Annotated in this window: 7 protein-coding genes and 1 riboswitch; of the genes, 5 read left to right on the forward strand and 2 right to left on the reverse strand. The window is 43.9% G+C overall.

The window, feature by feature from the left end; genetic code table 11:
* The first annotated feature begins 142 nt into the window (after positions 1-142).
* A riboswitch (cobalamin riboswitch) is annotated at positions 143-345 on the forward strand.
* 108 nt (positions 346-453) lie between these two features.
* Together HYU69_14195 and HYU69_14200 are read left to right on the forward strand one after the other, a co-directional pair.
* Entirely contained in the window at positions 454-2,406 is a 1,953-nt protein-coding gene (locus HYU69_14195) for a TonB-dependent receptor plug domain-containing protein (GenBank protein MBI2271491.1), read from the forward strand.
* Between the two features lie 35 nt (positions 2,407-2,441).
* Positions 2,442-3,518 carry a hypothetical protein gene (locus HYU69_14200; protein ID MBI2271492.1) on the forward strand — a complete coding sequence of 359 codons (1,077 nt, stop codon included), beginning with the start codon at positions 2,442-2,444 and terminating at the stop codon, positions 3,516-3,518.
* 211 nt (positions 3,519-3,729) lie between these two features.
* Here HYU69_14200 and HYU69_14205 read toward each other — a convergent pair whose 3' ends face one another.
* Together HYU69_14205 and HYU69_14210 are read right to left on the reverse strand one after the other, a co-directional pair.
* The gene (locus HYU69_14205; protein ID MBI2271493.1) at positions 3,730-5,091 is read right to left on the reverse strand and encodes a porin; all 1,362 of its coding nucleotides are present in this window, start codon (positions 5,089-5,091) and stop codon (positions 3,730-3,732) included.
* A 55-nt stretch (positions 5,092-5,146) separates the two neighbouring features.
* Positions 5,147-5,842 carry a PorT family protein gene (locus tag HYU69_14210; GenBank protein MBI2271494.1) on the reverse strand — a complete coding sequence of 232 codons (696 nt, stop codon included), beginning with the start codon at positions 5,840-5,842 and terminating at the stop codon, positions 5,147-5,149.
* Between the two features lie 82 nt (positions 5,843-5,924).
* Here HYU69_14210 and HYU69_14215 point away from each other — a divergent pair, with 82 nt between their 5' ends.
* The 3 genes from HYU69_14215 (at position 5,925) to HYU69_14225 (ending at position 19,733) form a co-directional block, all read left to right on the forward strand.
* Positions 5,925-6,239: a hypothetical protein gene (locus tag HYU69_14215; GenBank protein MBI2271495.1), complete on the forward strand. Its 315-nt coding sequence runs from the start codon at positions 5,925-5,927 to the stop codon at positions 6,237-6,239.
* 100 nt (positions 6,240-6,339) lie between these two features.
* Complete coding sequence (locus tag HYU69_14220; GenBank protein MBI2271496.1) at positions 6,340-8,772, forward strand: TonB-dependent receptor; 2,433 nt, start codon at positions 6,340-6,342, stop codon at positions 8,770-8,772.
* Positions 8,773-9,113: 341 nt separating this feature from the next.
* Positions 9,114-19,733, forward strand: a complete 10,620-nt coding sequence (locus HYU69_14225) for a gliding motility-associated C-terminal domain-containing protein (GenBank protein ID MBI2271497.1) — start codon at positions 9,114-9,116, stop codon at positions 19,731-19,733.
* The last annotated feature ends 15 nt before the right edge of the window (positions 19,734-19,748 follow it).

Here is a 19,748-nt window from a genome sequence, read left to right on the forward strand (position 1 = left end):
CATTACCTATGTAAGATTATCCGCGATTTTGTAAAAGACCTGTATTATTTGAGAATTCAGGGGTTTAATGCCGGAGAAACTCACATTATTGACTATATAGAATCGTTTTACATCTATAGAAGTTGGAATTATTAAAATTTTATATCTTCGTCCCTGATTTGGTTCTTTGTTATTTAACAAAATAGCAAGATTAAAAGGGAATCAGGTGAAATACCTGGACAGTTCCCGCTGCTGTAAGCACCAATAAGCGTTGCACATCTTTAGTCACTTTCCCGCTAATGGCGGGATGGGAAGACAGGCAACAGGGTGTAAGTCAGAAGACCTGCCATATCGTATTAATTATCATTTGAGCTTCCGGGATAGGAGTAGAATGAGAAGAAACCAATTTTTCCTCTCATTATTTTTTATCCATGCGGTTTGAATGATAAATGATTCGGGACAGATCATTTATCTATGGAAACATTTGTAAAAAAATTAGTTCTGTTTATTTCGTTAATGAATGCCGCTTTTTGTTTTTCACAAATAAGCCCGGCAGACACTGTACATAATTTGGCTGAAGCAGAAATTGTCGCCAGCCGGCTTACAGATTTTTCTTCAGGAAATAAAATTCAGGAAATTGATTCAAATATATTAGCCGGAAATAATACTAATACGCTGGCCGATCTGCTCACCGATCAATCACAGGTTTTTATAAAGAGTTATGGTATGGGCGGGCTGGCCAGCCCTTCGTTCAGAGGGTCGGGAGCCGGCCATACAGCAGTGCTTTGGAATGGGTTTAATCTCACAAGTCCAATGTATGGGCAACTTGACCTTGCCCTGGTGCCTGTAAATTTTATAAATACTATAGGGCTTCAATACGGCGGTTCAGGAGCTTTGTGGGGCAGCGGAGCAGTGGGTGGTGCAATACACCTGAATAACATTGCAGTATTTGACCAAGGGATTTCTGCGGGCGGAACATTCAGTTATGGAAGTTTTGAAGACAAACAGCAAAACATTGAAGTAACGATAAGCAGGAAAAGATTTGTTTCATCTGCAAAGATATTTAACCACGATGCTAAAAATGATTTCCCGTTTACCAATGTCGCCCGATTCGGAATGCCTGAACAAAAGATGGCAAACGCGGAATTAAAGCAGTATGGAATATTGCAGGAAAATTATTTTAAAATAGGCGAAGGTCAAAAAATAAGTTTCAGATTCTGGTATCAATTCAACGATCGTAACATTCCCGCCAGTATGACGGTTGGCAGCAGCAAATCAAATCAAAAGGATGAATCCTGTCGCACTACGCTGGAATGGCAATTGAAAAAGGAAAAAATTTCTGTGTTTGTTCGTTCCGCGTATTTTAATGAGGCACTCACTTATACTGATCCACTCATTAGTTTGAGATCAGGAAGTCATTCCGGATCTTTTATTTCTGAAGCCGAAAGTAAGATCCGTATTACTTCTGTGCAGTCAATTAATATTGGGATTAACAATACATACAATGAAGCTGTTTCAAAAAAGAGTATTAATGAGGTGGTGACGAGTGACTATATTAAAAGTCCGTATCAAAACAGGACATCATTTTTTAGTTCCTATCGCATAAATAACAAAAAGGATACATGGAGAGGAACACTTACCCTGCGGCAGGAGTTTGTAAGTAATGGCAAATATCCATTTGCAGCATCAGCAGGATTTGAAGGCCGGGTGTTTAAGAAGATCAGGTCAAGAGGAAGCGTATCAAAAAACTACCGGCTGCCAACGTTCAATGATCTGTATTGGACGCCTGGTGGGAATCCGGGTCTGGTGTCAGAAAGTGGAATAAGTGAAGAGCTGGGACTTGCTTTAATTCATCACACAATTGATTTTTTACTAGAGGCAGAAGTAACCGCTTTTAATAACAACGTTGATAATTGGATCATTTGGCTGCCTGACAAATATGGAATATGGTCGCCGGCAAATGTTTTATCCGTTTGGGCCCGTGGGATGGAATATGATCTGAAACTGCAGTATTCTATAAATAAAATAAAAATAGCTTTTGGAGCACATTATTATTTTGTGCTTTCAACCAACAGGAAAATATATTTAGGCAGCGAAGCCTCATTGAATAAACAGCTCATTTATTCTCCTGCAGAAAAGGCTATTGTTAATGCAGGATTGGAGTATAAGGGTTTTAAATTTTCATTTTCTTATAACTATGTGGGCTATAGATATACTACCTCTGATAATACCCAATATCTGAATCCTTATCACATAGGTAATGCTGCGCTGAGTAAAACGCTTATCGTTTCTAAAATGAATGTGAAAGCGTTTATTCAGGTGAATAATATATGGGACCAAGCCTACCAGATTATTGCATACTTCGCTATGCCCGGCAGATATTACCAGGCAGGCATCGCCGTAAATTTCGAGCACCTGAATAAATAATCAAAACAAACTATAAATCTAAAAACCCAAACAAAATGACTCAAGTAACAAAATGGCTGGCAATAGGCTCAATAGCATTTGCAGTATCAATATCCGGATGTAAAAAAGCTGACCCGGTAAATACCAATAGCCCATCAGGAGCTTATGGATCCGGAATATTTATAACCTGTGAAGGACCTTATGGGTCCGGAACCGGAACTGTGAGTTTTTATAACAGAAGCACCGGAGCGGTGAGCAATGATATTTTTCAGACCGCGAATAGCCTGCCGCTTGGTAATGTGGTACAATCAATGAGTGTTTATAATGGAAAAGGATATGTCGCAGTGAATAATGCGGGTAAGGTGGAAGTAGTAACTGCTGATAATTTTAAATCATCCGGCACTATTACCGGGGTCAATCAACCCCGTTATTTTTTAGGGATCGATAACAGTAAAGGGTATGTTACCGAGTGGGGGACGACCGGGCTCAATGGCGCGGTAAAAGTGATCAACTTGGCAACTAATACCGTGTCTTCAACTATCAATACAGGGAAGGGAGCCGAAAAAATGGTTAAGTCGGGCAATTCTGTTTATGTTACTTGCAAAGGAGGGTTCGATAATGATAGTGTAGTAACTGTTATTAATTCGACAACTGATGTGGTTTCAACAAGTATTAAAGTTGGTCCAAATCCGGATGGCATACAGGTAGATGCTAATGGAAAAATATGGGTGCTGTGCGGAGGACGATGGAACACTTCTTTTACAGCGTTGGCCGAAACAGGAGCATTGGTAAGGATTAATCCTTCAAACAACACTGTTGAACAAACATATACATTTAGCTCCACTTCTTCAACTCCATCCAATCTTTCCATCAATGGTGCAAAAAATAAATTGTACTACACTTACCAGGGAAACATTTATACGCAGGATATATCGGCTCCTGGTTTAAGCAGCACGGCATTTATTGGCAGAAGCTTTTATGGGATGGGGATAGATTCTGCAAATGATTATTTATACGGTGCCGATGCCGGTAATTTCAGCAGTAACGGATATGTGATCCGGTTTAATGCTACAGGAAGCAAAGTAGATAGTTTCCAGGTAGGTGTTATTCCGAATGGATTCTTTTTCAAATAATTTGTTAAAGTTTATATCAAATAAGATTTTTGGTGGGCTTTCATGTTTTGGTGTTTTAGTGGCAATTGGATTTTAGCCACCAAAGCACGAAAGCTACAAACATGCCTGCAGGTCAGGCAGGTTTGTACCAAATATTTTTTTGAAAAAAATGGCATGCAATAATCTTATTCAATACGATCTCTATTGAACAGAAAGAAGATTTCTCCGTTTTTTATAACCGAAACAACATTGCGAAAATTATCCTGTCCTCTGATTTTACAAGGTCAGGAGCCCAGCCAAAAGGTAAAGGTGTGGTTGTATAACCTGTAGGAGAGGTAACGCCGCCCGGGCCGGCAAAGTAGGGCACACTTGATTCACGGTGAACGTATTCGATACGGAATGTTATACTTTGATTCGGCATCCAATCGAAATTGGTTGAACAATCCCACCCGTTAAATTGGTCTCCGGGGTTTGCGCTGAACGGAAAGGCTCCTGCAGTTGCAGTGGGATTGGTTGGATTTGGCAAAGGACTCGCCTGCCCTGTGGGATAGAGAACTAAATAACGTCCGGGATTCGACATCATTCCTCCTCCTATGGTCCATGCGAATTTATTTTTATTGAACCATACACGATTGTAAAACATTGCACTTACAAAATTTTGTGCGGGACCTTTCGCGGCATCACTTTGAAACCCATTCACGCCGGAACCTTTTTCATAACCTATATCTACCGTAAGTGAAAATGCCATTTGACTCACCCTCTTTGATTTCTTGTTACTGTAATACCTTCCCAAAAAGCTGTTGTCGGAGTGAAACCTGTGCCGTCCGGGCAGTCCCGCCGCATCTGCGCCATAATAATTATTTGTAAGAAGTTTAATGTTTTCATTCGGACACCACGTAACATTTCCTCCGATTCCCGGCATTTCGTTGAACATACCATAACTCTGCCATCCGTTTATGATCCATGGCTCGATCTTCAGCCGTTTTGTCGGGAATAACTGAACACGGATACCGTTGAAAAACCAGGGTGTATTATCGGAAGTAAATGAGGCCTGATATTCCCAGTTTTCCACCTGGTAATAGGAGTTGAGGCCTAAATAGGACATGAACATTCCGGCATCCACGTTAATGCCATGCATTACATTAAAATGATATCCTCCGTAAGCTTCGCTCAGGTAACGGTAAACATTTGCAAGATCATATTGTCCGCGGTACACACTATAATCGTTGCGGGGAACAACTGTTGAGCGCGTCCCAAACTGAGTCACGATCCGGCCCCGTGCACCAAGATAATTTAATTCAGCCCCTAAGCCGGCACATGAAATTTCCAATTCATTGTTGCGGGCAAGCGCTGTGGAACCAACAACTGTGTGATCGATAGGATTATTGAATGAATTGGTATAATTCACATCGATCATAATGATGCCGGTAACATATTTGCCGGTCAGCACCGCAGAATCCCGCCGGTCATTACCATTTTGCCAGGTCTGGTCCATTCCCTCGAAAGGGATTTGAGATTTAACCGACGTATCTTTCTGTGCAAGTATATTTAACCGGCAGAAAGTTATTATCAACAATATGGAGAGCAGTTTCATTTTTGGTTTTGGTGTTTTAAGGTATGGTTGCAGTCAATTTCTTAAGGATCAAATTTCATTCGGTTTTTGTTTCAATATTGCTTTCCCCACCGCTAAAAATATATTTAAATGAAAATTGAAAGGCCAAATTGTTTCCCTGGTTGAACGCGGCGGGCAGATAAACCAGTGCGGGTCCCGGAGCGGGATTCTTTTTTGTGACCGGAATAACGGAATTGCTGTAACGAAGACAGAAATATAAATTTGAATTGAAATTATAATCGATACCCGCTAAAATACTCACATCGGTTTTGTTGAAATTTTTCGGATCAATGCTCTGGGTGTAGTTGGTGTTGCCGATCAGTTCGGAATAGATCAAACGGCCAACCGACACGCCCCCCTCAAGGTCAAACCTGGTCGAAGGTTTTTTAAACAATGTAAAATGCAAATGCCGTCTGAAAATAAGCGGTATCTCAACATAGTTGAATGAAAGCTTAAAATAATCGTTATTGGCGGAATCCGGGCGCTGTAAACTTCCCTTTTGAACATAATTTATTTCAAGCTGAAAAACATTTTTTTCATTAAGAGTGGTATTCACTATTCCGCCGGCCGTAAACCCCAGTTTGTTAAAATGAGTGAAATTATCCCGGGTTCCCGCCCCCGCAACATCGGTGGCGACGGCTCCTGCTGTTAATCCTGCTCTGAAGCGTTGCGCTATAGAAACATTCAGAATAAATAACATGAATAAAAAAAGATTAAACTGCTTTCTGTTCATTGTGTAAAATTACAATAAAAGCAATGGGTTTAAGAATAAGAAGAATCAGTATTTTGAATTTATTTGTTATTTTTGTTCCGCAATGTCCGGCGTACTAAAAAAAATATTTTCATTCATTCTGTGTGCCGGCATTTTAGCACCCATCATTGAAAAGAGTATTCACTCTTACGGACATCGTAATGATGTTCATTGCACTTCGGCAAGCAAACATTTTCATGAACACGAACACAATTGTTCGGTTTGTGATTATGAACTGCCTGCCCAATTGGCTCAGTCTTCCTGTTGTGATTTTAAAGTTTACTGCCGATCTTTCCTGTACGTAAACAATTATCATAATTCTTTCACAGCAGGTGATCTGTTTTTCTCCACCTCCCGGGCTCCTCCTGTACAAGCTTGACCTTTTATAGAAGTCCTTATGCAAGGCCAATCTGCATACCGGTTATGCCGGTATTGACAGCCTGTAAATCATACTTATTTATTCCTTAAATTATTTTCTTATGAAGAAGATTATATTATTCATTATATATGTATTTATCGTTGATGTTACCCTGGCATTAACCACTGTAAATAGTGCGAAAACATTTTTATCGGGGACGGTTACTGATAGTGCAACAGGTGAGCCGCTGGCAGGGGCGGTTATATACCTTCCTGACCTGAAAACCGGTGCCGCATCGGGGGTTGACGGCACTTATAAAATTGAAAATCTGCCCCGGATTAAGACACTTGTGCAGGTAAGTTTGATCGGATACAAAAGCATCGTGGAAAACATTAACCTGGCTGAGAGCACTGTGAGAGATTTTGTTTTGGAAGCATCCATCAAAGAGATGCATGAGGTTGTTGTGACAGGACTATCGCAGGCTGCTGAACGCACACGAACTCCGACACCAATTTCATTGGTGTCAAAAACGCAGTTGCTTCAGAATGCTTCCACAAATATCATTGACGCCATCGCGGCTCAACCCGGTGTGTCGCAGCTAACAACAGGAGCCGGGATATCAAAACCTGTGATCCGGGGATTGGGATATAACAGGGTTGTGGTGGTAAATGATGGCATACGTCAGGAAGGTAATCAATGGGGTGATGAGCATGGAATTGAAATTGACGAATTATCAGTGAACAGGGTAGAGATTCTGAAAGGGCCAGCGAGCCTTGCTTATGGTTCGGATGCCATGGCAGGTGTGGTCAATATGATGAGCGCACCTACGCTGCCCAATGGAAAGATAGAAGGGAGCATAACAGTAAATTACCAGACAAATAACGGACTCATCAGCCATTCGGGAAATGTTGCCGGAAATATAAATGGATTTATCTGGGATCTGCGATACACCAATAAGCAGGCGCATGCCTACAAAAATAAATATGACGGGTATGTTTTTAATTCGGGATTCACAGAAAATAATTTCTCCGGAATGACCGGGTTGAATCGTTCGTGGGGATATTCACACCTGCATTTCAGTATATATGATTTTATGCCCGGTGTTGTTGAAGGCGCGCGCGACAGCGCGACAGGCCGGTTTGTAAAATCGATTGCACTTAATGATACCACAGAGGGAACTCAACTTGTTTCTCCGGCTGAAATGAAAAGCTATGCCCCTTTCACCCCGTATCAAAAGATAAAACATTATAAGGCGGCGCTTAATAATAATTTTATTATTGGCCGGGGAAATTTAAAGCTTACACTTGGCTTTCAACAAAATCACCGGCAGGAGTATGCCGATATTTTTAAACCAGGGCAGTATGGGTTATTTTTTTTACTCAACACATTTAATTATGACGTGCGTTATGTGTTGCCTGAAAAAAATAATTTCCATATTTCATTTGGGTTAAATGGCATGCAGCAAACATCCCAAAACAAAGGGAGTGAATATTTGGTGCCGGAGTATGACCTGTTTGATGCAGGGCTATTCGCTTTAGCTAAAAAATCGTTTGATAAACTGGATGTCAGCGGAGGAATCCGTTTTGATTCAAGAGGTCAGCGGGGCAAGGAGTTATATTTGAACAGTAAGGATGAAAAAGTTGAAGTGCCTGATACCGGTTCCATACAACGATTTGCAAAATTCAACACCGGGTTCAGGGGTTTTTCGGGCAGCATAGGCGCGACATACCAGTTCTCGGAGTATGTTTATACAAAGCTCAATTTTTCGCGCGGTTACCGTGCACCAAATATTGGCGAGATAGGGGCTAACGGTATACATGACGGAACAATACGTTATGAGATTGGCGACCCCAAACTAAATTCAGAGAGCAGTTTGCAGGTCGATTATGCGCTGGGCTTCAATACCAAACACATTTCAGCCGAGCTTGATCTGTTCACTAATACCATTAACAATTTTACTTTTTTACGGAAGTTAAGCAGTGTGAGCGGAGGCGATTCGATCAGTGAAGGTTTCAGCACATTCAAATTTGTGCAGGGTAATGCAGGGTTGCTTGGCGGCGAAATTGTGATTGATGTGCATCCGCACCCGCTCGATTGGCTTCATTTCGAAAACTCATTTTCGTATGTGCAGGCCGTTCAGTCAGGACAGACAGATTCAACTAAATATCTGCCTTTCACACCTGCGCCTAAATTGCAATCCGATCTCAGGGCCGATCTCAGGAAAGCGGGAGAGTTTTTCGGGAATGCCTACATTAAATTAGGGGTTGATCATTATTTCACGCAGGACAAGATCTATTCTGCATACAACACCGAAACAAAAACTCCTGGATACACACTTGTCAATTTGGGTGCCGGAGCAGATGTGATTGTGAAAGATAAAACTGTTGTATCATTTTATATAAGTGTAAATAATCTCACGGATATAGGATACCAGAGTCATTTGAACCGGTTAAAATATTCCGACCTGAATTATACTACGGGCCGTACAGGTGTATACAATATGGGCAGAAACATTAGTTTCAAGGTGGTGGTTCCTTTTAAAATTAAGAAGTAAGGGTTGGAAGTTCGAGGTCGGAAGTTTGAAGTCTTCCGACTTTTTCAAAATGCAACAAAGCCCGGTCTATGTAAATATCCGTTTATAACAGTAAACTTGTGGATGCCAGGCCCACAAGTTTCATTTTTCTTGTTTTACAAAAGAGTTTTGTATCTTCGGGCCTTAATACTTGCAGTTCAGGCAATTGATTTAACAGAAAAGCCTTCTTTTGTTAAAATTGTTAACTACTTTGTGGATAAAGATCAGGCTAATTGCTTAAAACAGCGGTGTTTGTGTAACATATTTGTGGTTGTTTGCGTAAAAAACAGGTATTGCAGTCCATAGTATAAAGTATCTCGCTTTTGAAAAAAGTAATACTTATAGTTCATCTATTCTTATTCTGTGTTTTTGCAGGGCACTCTGCCGATCGCTATTGGGTGGGCGGTACAGGAGCTTGGAGCGATGTCTCGCATTGGTCGGTTGCGAATGGAGGGGTAGGTGGGGCTTCTGTTCCGACTTCACAGGATAATACATTTTTTACTTCTTTATCATTTCCCGGTTCAGGTCAAAGTGTTGCCATAGATGGGTTGGCCAGTTGCGCTGACATATATTTTAATGGTATTCAAAGCAATACTTCTATAGAGGGATCCACTGGCAGTTTATTGTCAGTTTATGGTTCCATGAAACTTAATAAGGAGTTGCTGTATAATTTTAAAGGTGACCTGGTCTTTAAATCCGAAACCGCTTCTTTCCTGAATTCCGCTGGCGTTGTCATAAAATCCGATATATATGTTGATCTGAATGGGGGAACGCTAAACCTTACGGACAACTTAACAACTTCCCCGGCTTCAACCATTTATTTTAAAAGTGGAATTTTTTCCACAAGTAGTAAAACTGTTAACTGTGGTTCATTTATAGCCCAGGGAAATTTATCGCGTTCTTTGCAATTGAATAAATCTTCAATGATTATTCACAATAATTGGTTGCTAAATGAAGCGGATAATTTAACATTAGAGGCTTCAAAAGCGCAAGTTGTTCTTGTTAATAAGTTAAGCACTTCCAATTTCCAATCACAAAAATTTCCTTATGGGAAAGTAAGAACAATGCAAGCGATGGCATTTTCAGTTGTTATAACTGAAATAGTTCTTAATAAATGTGCCGGTGATTGCAAGAGTAAAATGGTAGCAACAGTATCTGGTGGCACGGGACCATATAATTATACATGGGTTTTACCTGATGGGAGCACTGTAATACATGGACCAACAGCATCTACAACCGATACGCTTACGGGTGTTTGTGAAGGTAAATTCTATTCGATTTTTGCCGAAGATACTTTTGATGGTACAATTGTGTCGGATTCAAAGCAGGCTCAATCTTTCTCTCCTATTGGTATTGCCCCAACTTCCACTGCAACTAAGTGCTTTGGCTCATGTGATGGACGCGCTACAGCCATATCAGTTGGAGGTACAAATCCAGTAACATTTGTTTGGTCAAATGCGTTTACCGGAGCTATCAATAATAATATTTGTGCAGGAACTTATACTGTTACTGCTACAGATGCGAATGGTTGTACAGCATCAAATACCACAACAGTAAATCAGCCAACTGTTTTGGCTTTGGTTGGGGGATCAACAAATGTTACGTGTTTTGGCTTATGTAACGGAACTGCTTCTGTAAGCGCATCTGGCGGAACAGTCCCGTATACATATAGCTGGAGTAACTCATCAGCGGCAACAGGTTTGGCGGGCCTATGTCCTGCAACATATACGGTAACAGTTACCGATAAAAATGCCTGTTCAAAAACCTATTCCCCCACAATTACTCAACCGGCTGCCGCCTTAACTGCATCAACGGTAAAAGTAAATGTAACCTGCTTCAGTAAATGCGATGGCTCCACAACTATTACACCGGTTGGCGGTACTATCCCATATACCTATTCATGGTCAAATGGCGCAACAAACGCCGCTTTAACATTGTTATGTGCCGCTAATTATACATGTACTGTTACCGATGCGAATGGTTGTACCACAACGTCATCGGCTGCAATTACAGAACCTACAGCCCTGGTAACTGCCCCAACAGGTACAAATGTTACCTGTTTTGGTGCTTGTAATGGAACTGTCAATGCAAATCCTTCCGGAGGTTCTTTACCTTATACCTATTCTTGGGGTCCCGGTGGTGCAACCGCTGTAACCGCCGCTTCGCTATGTCCCGCTACATATACAGTCACACTTACCGATTCAAAAGGATGTACAAGTACTTCAACCGTAGCAATAACAGAACCGGGAGTCCTGGCGGCAAATGCCACTAAAACGGATATTACCTGTAACTCTTTATGTAATGGCAGTGTAGGTGCGACACCTTCCGGCGGGACAACTCCTTTTTCCTTTGCATGGTCCAACGGATCAACAGCCGCTACCCAGTTTGGCCTGTGTGTGGGCGGGTTTACCGTAACTGTTATAGATGCTAACTCCTGTACCAAAACAGGAGCGGTAAGCGTTAACCAGCCTGCTACTCTCAGTATAACAAGGTTGATTACAAATGCAAGCTGTAACGGGATATGTGATGGTGCTATAAACACAACTACCAATGGAGGAACGACCCCTTATACCTATGCATGGTCATCGGGCCAGGTTACCGCAAATTTAAGCGCGCTCTGTGATGCGGGCTATACAGTCACTGTCACCGACGCGAATAATTGTACCGCTACAACATCGGCTACAATAACAGAACCCGTTGCGGTAACTGCATCTATCGCCACAACACCGGTATCGTGTGATCTTAGTTGTAATGCAACAGCAGCGGCTTCCGCCGGCGGAGGTACTGCCCCCTATACCTATTTGTGGAGTACACTGGCTACCACAGTATCAATAAACGGGTTATGTGCAGCGTCTTATACGGTTACTATTACGGATTCCAAAAACTGTTCGGCCACTTCAACCACTACAATTACACAACCTGCGCCGTTAACCATTTCTCTTACGCCAACTAATGTAAGCTGTTCGGGTTTATGTAATGGCTCTGTTTCCGCTACTCCCGGAGGTGGAACTACCGCCTATACTTATTCCTGGTCAAGTGGTGGAACGGCTCAGACTATTTCAGCGTTATGTGTCGGGGGATACACGCTGACACTTACCGATGCCAATGGTTGTACGGCAACCTCCAATGTTACAATAACTGCACCGAGTGTAGTGTCGGTTGTTATTAATGCTTCAAATATGACTTGTAGCGGTTTGTGTAATGGCAGTGCGACAGCGAATCCTGGCGGAGGTACGCCGGCATATACTTATAACTGGAGCACCGGATCCACTTCTCAAACCATATCTGCCTTGTGCCAGGCTACATATACGGTTACTGTTACGGACAATGGTGGCTGTCAGACAACACAAACTGTTACCATCACTCAACCAACCGCTTTAAATGCTTCCTTTACTTCAAGCGCCTCCAGCTGCGGTGTTTGTAATGGAACAGGAACGGCTAATCCTTCAGGCGGTTCTCCCGGCTACAATTATACCTGGTCCGATTCGCAATCAACTCCTACGGCGGTAGGATTATGTGTGGGAACATATACGGTTACTGTTAGTGACATTAATGCATGTACGGCTACCGGAACAGTGGCCGTTGCTCCAACAGTGCTGATCACTGTAACAACATCCTCCATAAATTTAAGCTGTTTTGGTTCGTGTGATGGAATAGCCACCGCCAATGCAATAGGCGGTGTTTTACCATACACTTATAACTGGAGTAACACCGAAACAACACAGAGCGTAACCGGATTGTGTTCGGGCTCATATACTGTAACGGTTACTGACGCTGCCGCCTGTTCCAGTACTTCAACCGCGGTGTTCCTTGACCCTGCTGTTATTGTACCCAATGTGTCAAAAACAGATGCGACCTGCAACGGCATTTGTGATGGTACCGCGGTATCCGCTCCTTCCGGAGGTGCCGGAGGGTATTCGTATACATGGTCTAATGCAGCAACCTCAGCAACTGTAAGTGCGCTTTGTGCGGCAACATATACGGTAACTGTTACCGATGCCAATGCGTGTACGCAAACATCAACGGTAACCATAACACAGCCTTCCTCTCTCAATGACAATGAAGTGGTGGCTACAGCAACCTGCGGAAACTGTGATGGTACAATCGGGGTGAGCCCATCAGGAGGAAGCGCTGCTTATACATATGCATGGGCCGGCCCGGGCGCGTTTTCGGCCACCAGTCAAAATGTTAGTGGATTATGTATAGGAACTTATACTCTTACCCTCACCGCAGGAGGCACATGCCAATCAATATTTAATTATTCGATAAGCAATACGGCGGGTCCTAGTTTGACTAAAGTGCGGACCAATACTTTATGTAACGGAAACTGTGATGGTACGGCAACTGTGACACCTGCCGGCACCCCCGGCTTTACATATAACTGGAGTACGGGATCAACCGCGCAAACTGTGAATGGCCTGTGTGCAGCATCATATACATTGTCGGTTACGGATGGTATTGGTTGTGTAACAGTTGATACACTGCTTATAAAGCAGCCTTCAAAGATATCTCCTAACCAGGTAAGCGCTGATATTACCTGCGGAGGTGCAGCAGATGGCGCTATCATTCTTGTTCCCGCTGGAGGTACTCCTGTGTATACATTTAGCTGGAGTAATACGGCAACGACCTCAACAATAACCAATTTAGCCCCCGGACCTTATACATTTACAGTTACAGATGCAAACGGCTGTGATTCGATAAACACAGTTACTATAACCGAACCGTCCGTATTGTCAGCCAGCACAATTGCAACCGATGTAACCTGTAAGGGAGCATGTAATGGCGGTGCGTTTGCTGCAGAAGCAGGAGGTACATCGCCTTACGATTACAGCTGGAGCAGTGGAGCGCTCCTGAACATAGCCATTAATCTATGCCCTAATACATATACGGTTACGGTTACAGATGCGAATAATTGCACGGCCACTTCCACTGCCGTAGTAACGGAGCCGGCATTGGCGTTAACCGCTGCAACAGGTGAAACAGATGTGTCATGTAATGGTGGTTCTGATGGTACAACATTTGTCAATGCAAGCGGGGGTACTCCAGGGTACAGTTATACCTGGGTGCCGGGCGGACAAACCGGGGCTACAGCCACTGCATTATTCGCTGGCTCATACAATGTAACTGTAACCGACGCGAACGGGTGTACAACTGTAGGAGGAATTGTTGTCAATCAGCCTGCGGTATTGTCATTCACGGTTAACCAGGTTGATGTGAGCTGCAATTCGGCCTGTGATGGTACGGCAAATGTGACAGTGGCCGGCGGAACGGCACCATTCAACTACCTGTGGAGTAATGCCGCGACCGGACAAACGGTAACGGGCTTGTGCCTGGGAAGCTATACTGTAACAGCGACAGACAGTAAGGGATGCACGAATTCAAAAATAGTTACCATTACCGAGCCCTCTACATTATTGGCTAATGTTACGGGTACAGATCCAAGTTGTTTAAGCGCAACAAGTGGTTCTGCAACATCTGCTCCTGCAGGTGGAACAGTGCCCTATACATATAATTGGAGTAACGGAGCACTGACTCAAACTATCAATTCTTTGGCTGCAGGATCATATACTGTAACAGTTACTGACAGTAATGGTTGTACTGATACACAATCGGTAACACTTATACCTCCTGTTCCGATCACTATTGTACAGGCGGTGTCGGATGCGAATTGCGGTGCTTGCGATGGAACGATTGATGTCACCGTTTCCGGTGGAACACCCGGCTATTCGTATTTATGGAATTCAGGGGCTACCGCACCGACACTATCAGCTTTGTGTGCCGGGAATTATTCGCTTACAATTACGGATGTAAATACATGCACTTCCGCCTTTGTTATCGCGGTTAATAATACGGGAGGTCCTACGGGAGAGACCGTTGTTACTACTGACAATATTTGCAGCACCGATTGTAACGGTACTGTAACTGTTACACCGATCGGAGGAACTACACCTTATACCTATTTGTGGACTGATGTTGCAAACACTTCAAATGCAAGGACCGGCTTGTGCGTCGGATCCTATACCCTGGTAGTTACCGATGCGAATGGTTGCATAAGAAATTCACCGGTTACGATCACTTCACCTGCACCGCTTGTCATTTCAGTGTCTCTTACAAATGAAACCTGCAGCGGCAAATGTGATGGAGTAATAACGCTTTCAGCCGCAGGGGGCGGGGGTGGTTATGTATATTCATGGAATTCGGGTGCGACAGGTGCTGTTCAGTCTTCTTTGTGTGCCGGAACTTACTCGGTCACTCTTACGGATGCCAATTCATGCACTGCTACCTCGGTCGTTGTGGTCGGGACATCGCTGGTGTTAACCGCTTCTGTGACTCAGACCGATCCGCTTTGTAATGCATTGTGTACCGGAACTGCTGATGTAGCTATGGGTGGTGGTACAAGTCCATATGTATTTACCTGGAGTAACGGTGCTGCAGCATCGTCTTCGTCAGGCCTTTGTGCAAACGCGTATACGGTAAGCGTCAGTGATGCGAATGGGTGTAACATTACTAAAGTAGTTACCATAACAGAGCCTGCGGCGATCATAACAACACCGGTTGTTATAACTGCAACCTGCGGTGTTTGTAACGGACAGATCAGCGTAGCCCCTTCCGGTGGAACAGGCACATATTCGTACACATGGGGAACAGGAGCAACTGCTCCAACCATTTCCGGACTTTGTGCAGGGGTATATGGGTTAGATATCGGCGATGCGAATGGATGTACCCAATCGTTCAATATTCCTCTTAATAATACCAATGGCCCATCAGCTTCTACTATTGTTACAACTGATGTCACCTGCTTTGGTTCGAATGATGGTGCCGCAAATGTAACGCCCAATGGCGGTACACCTCCATATACATATTTATGGATATCAACCGGACAAACGATAAACACTGTTACAGGTTTGGCGGGAGGAGTTAATCTGGTGCAGATAACTGACGCCAACGGATGTATCCGTACAGATACTGCGAATATTGTTTCACCGACGCAGATTGTTCCGAACCAGGCAGTGACCAATGCGACATGCGGCTTAAGTGATGGACAGATCGTTGTTGCTCCTACAGGCGGAGCCGGAACATACACCTACTCATGGAGCGGAGGGTTCACAACTGCGACGATCACCGGCTTAAGTGCCGGAACGTATGATCTCACGATTACCGACGCTTCTTCCTGTACGCAAACAGCATCATTCCCTGTCAGCAATAATAATGCACCGGCGTTAACACTGGCCATACAAGACCTGGGATGTAATAGTATTTGTAACGGCAGTACAGTGGCGACACCATCAGGCGGACTTGCACCTTATGTAATGAGCTGGAGTACCGGTGCTACAGGCAATACAGCAAGTTCTCTTTGTGCGGGAACCTATACCGTATCAGTTACTGATGCGAATGCTTGCATGACCATTAGTACAGTTGTTATCTCCGAACCTGCTGCTTTAACATTAACGGCTCCCGCTACATCACAGGCTTCCTGCTCCGCTGCCTGTAACGGAACAGCTGCCGCTTTGCCAATAGGTGGTACCCTGCCATATTCGTATTCATGGAGCATGGGTCCGACAGCCGCTACGGTTGCTAATTTATGTTCAGGCACCTATTTTATTGTGGTTACAGATGCAAATGGCTGTAACGCAACACAGGCAATAACAATTGTGCCATCAGCGGCACCGTTTACAGTTACACCGACTTTAACTAATGCCACCTGTGGCCTTTGTGATGGACAAGCCGCTGTAATTGCCAGTGGCGGCACCCTGCCTTATAATTATTTATGGAGCAATGGTGCCACGGGAGCTACTGTTAACTCATTGTGTGCCGCAGTGTATTCGATAGATCTGACAGACGCAAACGGATGCTCTGCAAGTTTCTTTATTCCGATAAGTAATACCGGCGGACCAACAGGCTCAGGTAAATCCGTGACAAACATTTTGTGTAATGGTCAATGTAGCGGCGGAGCTTCCGTTGCTCCTGTTGGAGGAACCGCACCTTTTACTTATTTATGGCTTCCATCTGGCGATACCGGACAAACTATATCTAATCTCTGTTCGGGAACGGGCTTTGTTCAGATCACAGATGCCAATGGATGTATCTTAACCGATACAGTTGACATTACCGAACCAATGGCTTTTGCAACGAACGAAAATATTACTCAGCCAACGGCCTGCAGCGTGAACGACGGGGCTATTACGTTAAGTCCTTCCGGCGGTACTGCTCCATACACATACACATGGAGTAACGCGGCAACATCTGCGACTCAGACAAATCTTGGAGCCGGACTGTATACAGTGACAATTACAGATGCCGCAGGCTGTGCCCAATCTACGGTCGTTGCAATAAATAATGTTTCAGCACCTGTTCTTGCCGGAACGTCCGGGAACGTATCCTGTGCCGGCAGTTGCGATGGATACGCTGCAATATCCGCCATGGGCGGAGTTTTGCCATATACATACTTATGGAATAATACTCCGCCTTCATCAATTGATACTGCCATAGGGTTGTGCCAGGGGACCTATTTTGTTCAGGTCACCGATGCGGCAGGCTGTCTGATCACTTCGTCCGTAACCATTACTGAGCCGAGTCCGTTAATGTTGAATTCGCCAGTAAAAACAGATGCAAGCTGTATAGCAGTTTGTAATGGTTCGGCAACAGTCCTTCCTGCCGGCGGGACCTTGCCTTATGTATACAGCTGGAGCAACGCTTCAACTTCATCGGGTATTGGTAGTTTATGTGTAGGCAATTATTCTGTTACTGTTACAGATGTTGCAGGTTGTTCCCTAGTGCAGGTAATATCGGTTGATGAAAATTTAACACCAATAGTTATTACAAGTGCTGTAACAAACCCGACCTGTGGCATATGCAATGGAACGGCCTCTGTGAACGTTGTGGGTGGGAATGCGCCATTCTCATACCTATGGAGTAATGGTTCAACAAGCAGTTCAACTGACAGCCTTTGTGCAGGAGTATATTCTATTGATATTGCTGATGGAGTTGGTTGTCAGTCAAGTTTCAGTTTACCGGTAAGTAATACAGGCGCGCCAACTGCTTCGGGTAGAGTAGTAACTGATGCAACCTGTTTTGGGTCCTGCAATGGATCTGCTTCTGTTAGCCCGATTGGCGGAACACTGCCTTATACTTATAGCTGGCTTCCTTCCGGACAAACTGCCGCTACTGCGTCAGGATTATGTGCAGGTTTGGGATTTGTTGAGGTCGCCGATTCAAATGGCTGCATACTGGTCGATTCAATTCTTGTCGGATCGCCTTCCCAGATCAGTATTGCGGGAGTAACTACTGATCCGACTTCATGTAATGTAAACGATGGGTCCATTGCGCTTACCGTTTCAGGGGGAGCAGGTACTTATACATATGCATGGAGTAATTCAGGTACAGGGACTACCCAGATTAATATTGGCGGGGGAACTTATGGTGTTACTGTAACTGATGCATCAGGATGTACACAAACGACGGTAATTTCATTGAATGATAAATTCGCCCCGGTGCTTTCCGATAGTTCTGTAAACGTAAGTTGCTTTGGAAAATGTGATGGTAAAGCGATTGTAAGGGCCAATGGAGGTACGCAGCCATATACTTACTCATGGAGCGATACCCCGTCATCGGTAATTGATACCGCCAAGACGTTATGTGCAGGCACCTATTTCGTTCAGGTAACCGATAATGTAGGGTGTAAGATCTCCTCATCTGTTACAATAACCGAACCATCCGTACTTAACTTATCTATTTCAGGTACAACGAAGGAAAAATGTATTGGCAGTTGTGATGGCAGCATTACAGCAGTCCCTTCAGGTGGTTTATTCCCATACATGTTCTCCTGGTCTTCCTTTACCGGAACAACTTCGGTTGCAAGTCCTTTGTGTAAAGGCCAATATTCTTTTACGTTAACTGATGCAAATGGCTGCACGGTTCAGCATACGGATAGCGTGCAGTCGCCTGCGCCAATGGTTGTTGTTAAAACTCCTGTTGATGCGAACTGTAACAATACCAATGATGGTTCTGTGACCATTTCAGTGACTGGTGGTGTGGGAACATATACATATAACTGGAAAGGGCCTGGTGCGTTTACATCCGGCAGCCAGAATCTTGCTGGGCTATATGCCGGTTCCTATCCGGTAACAATAACCGATGCTAATGGATGTCAGAAACTGGATACAGCGGCTGTGAACGCAACAATTAATGTTATTGCTAAAGCAGGTAATGACACTTCGTTCTGCCTGGGAGGTTCGATTATTCTTAGCGGGGATAGTTCTCTGCCGATAACCGGAACCACCTATCAATGGCTGCAAATGCCAGCATTAACTAATATCGGAAACGATTCAACTGTAACCCTTACCCCGCCAGCCGGTACATCCAACTACATGTTAGTGGCAATAAACGGTGTTTGTTCGGATACAGATACTGTTGTAGTGTCAGCAAATCCTTTGCCGGTTGTGGATGCCGGAGCCGACAAGACCATATTCTCTTTGCAAAGCACAATGATTGGAGGCGCTCCGACTTCTATTGCTTCAGGAGCTTCATTTAGCTGGACTCCAGGTAAGGAATTAACCGATAGCACAGCTGCGAATCCTGAAGCGTCACCGCTTACTACGACACTTTACAAAGTTGTTGTCAGAGATGCGAATGGTTGTGTTGCAAGTGATACTGTACGGTTGACCGTGTTGCCCGAGATCGTTTTTAACAATGGTATAACACCAAATGGCGATGGTAAAAACGAAACATGGATAATTGATAATATACAGAAATTCCCGAAATGTGTAGTTGAAGTATATAACCGCTGGGGAGATCTTTTGTTCAGCTCAACCGGGTATGGAACACCCTGGGATGGCAGGTATAATGGCAAGGATCTGCCCGTAGGAACATACTATTATGTGATAAAATTAAATGATCCATTGTTCCCTGATGCGTTCACCGGACCTATAACAATTATGCGTTAATGATTAATAATTATC

The organism is Bacteroidota bacterium (assembly GCA_016183775.1).
Lineage (GTDB): Bacteria > Bacteroidota > Bacteroidia > JABDFU01 > JABDFU01 > JABDFU01.

What these genes read in the sequence shown, in the direction of transcription:
- HYU69_14195 (MBI2271491.1), top strand. Translation starts at nt 454, where the DNA reads ATGGAAACATTTGTAAAAAAATTAGTTCTGTTTATTTCGTTAATGAAT.
- HYU69_14200 (MBI2271492.1), top strand. Translation starts at nt 2,442, where the DNA reads ATGACTCAAGTAACAAAATGGCTGGCAATAGGCTCAATAGCATTTGCA.
- HYU69_14205 (MBI2271493.1), bottom strand. Translation starts at nt 5,091, where the DNA reads ATGAAACTGCTCTCCATATTGTTGATAATAACTTTCTGCCGGTTAAAT.
- HYU69_14210 (MBI2271494.1), bottom strand. Translation starts at nt 5,842, where the DNA reads ATGAACAGAAAGCAGTTTAATCTTTTTTTATTCATGTTATTTATTCTG.
- HYU69_14215 (MBI2271495.1), top strand. Translation starts at nt 5,925, where the DNA reads ATGTCCGGCGTACTAAAAAAAATATTTTCATTCATTCTGTGTGCCGGC.
- HYU69_14220 (MBI2271496.1), top strand. Translation starts at nt 6,340, where the DNA reads ATGAAGAAGATTATATTATTCATTATATATGTATTTATCGTTGATGTT.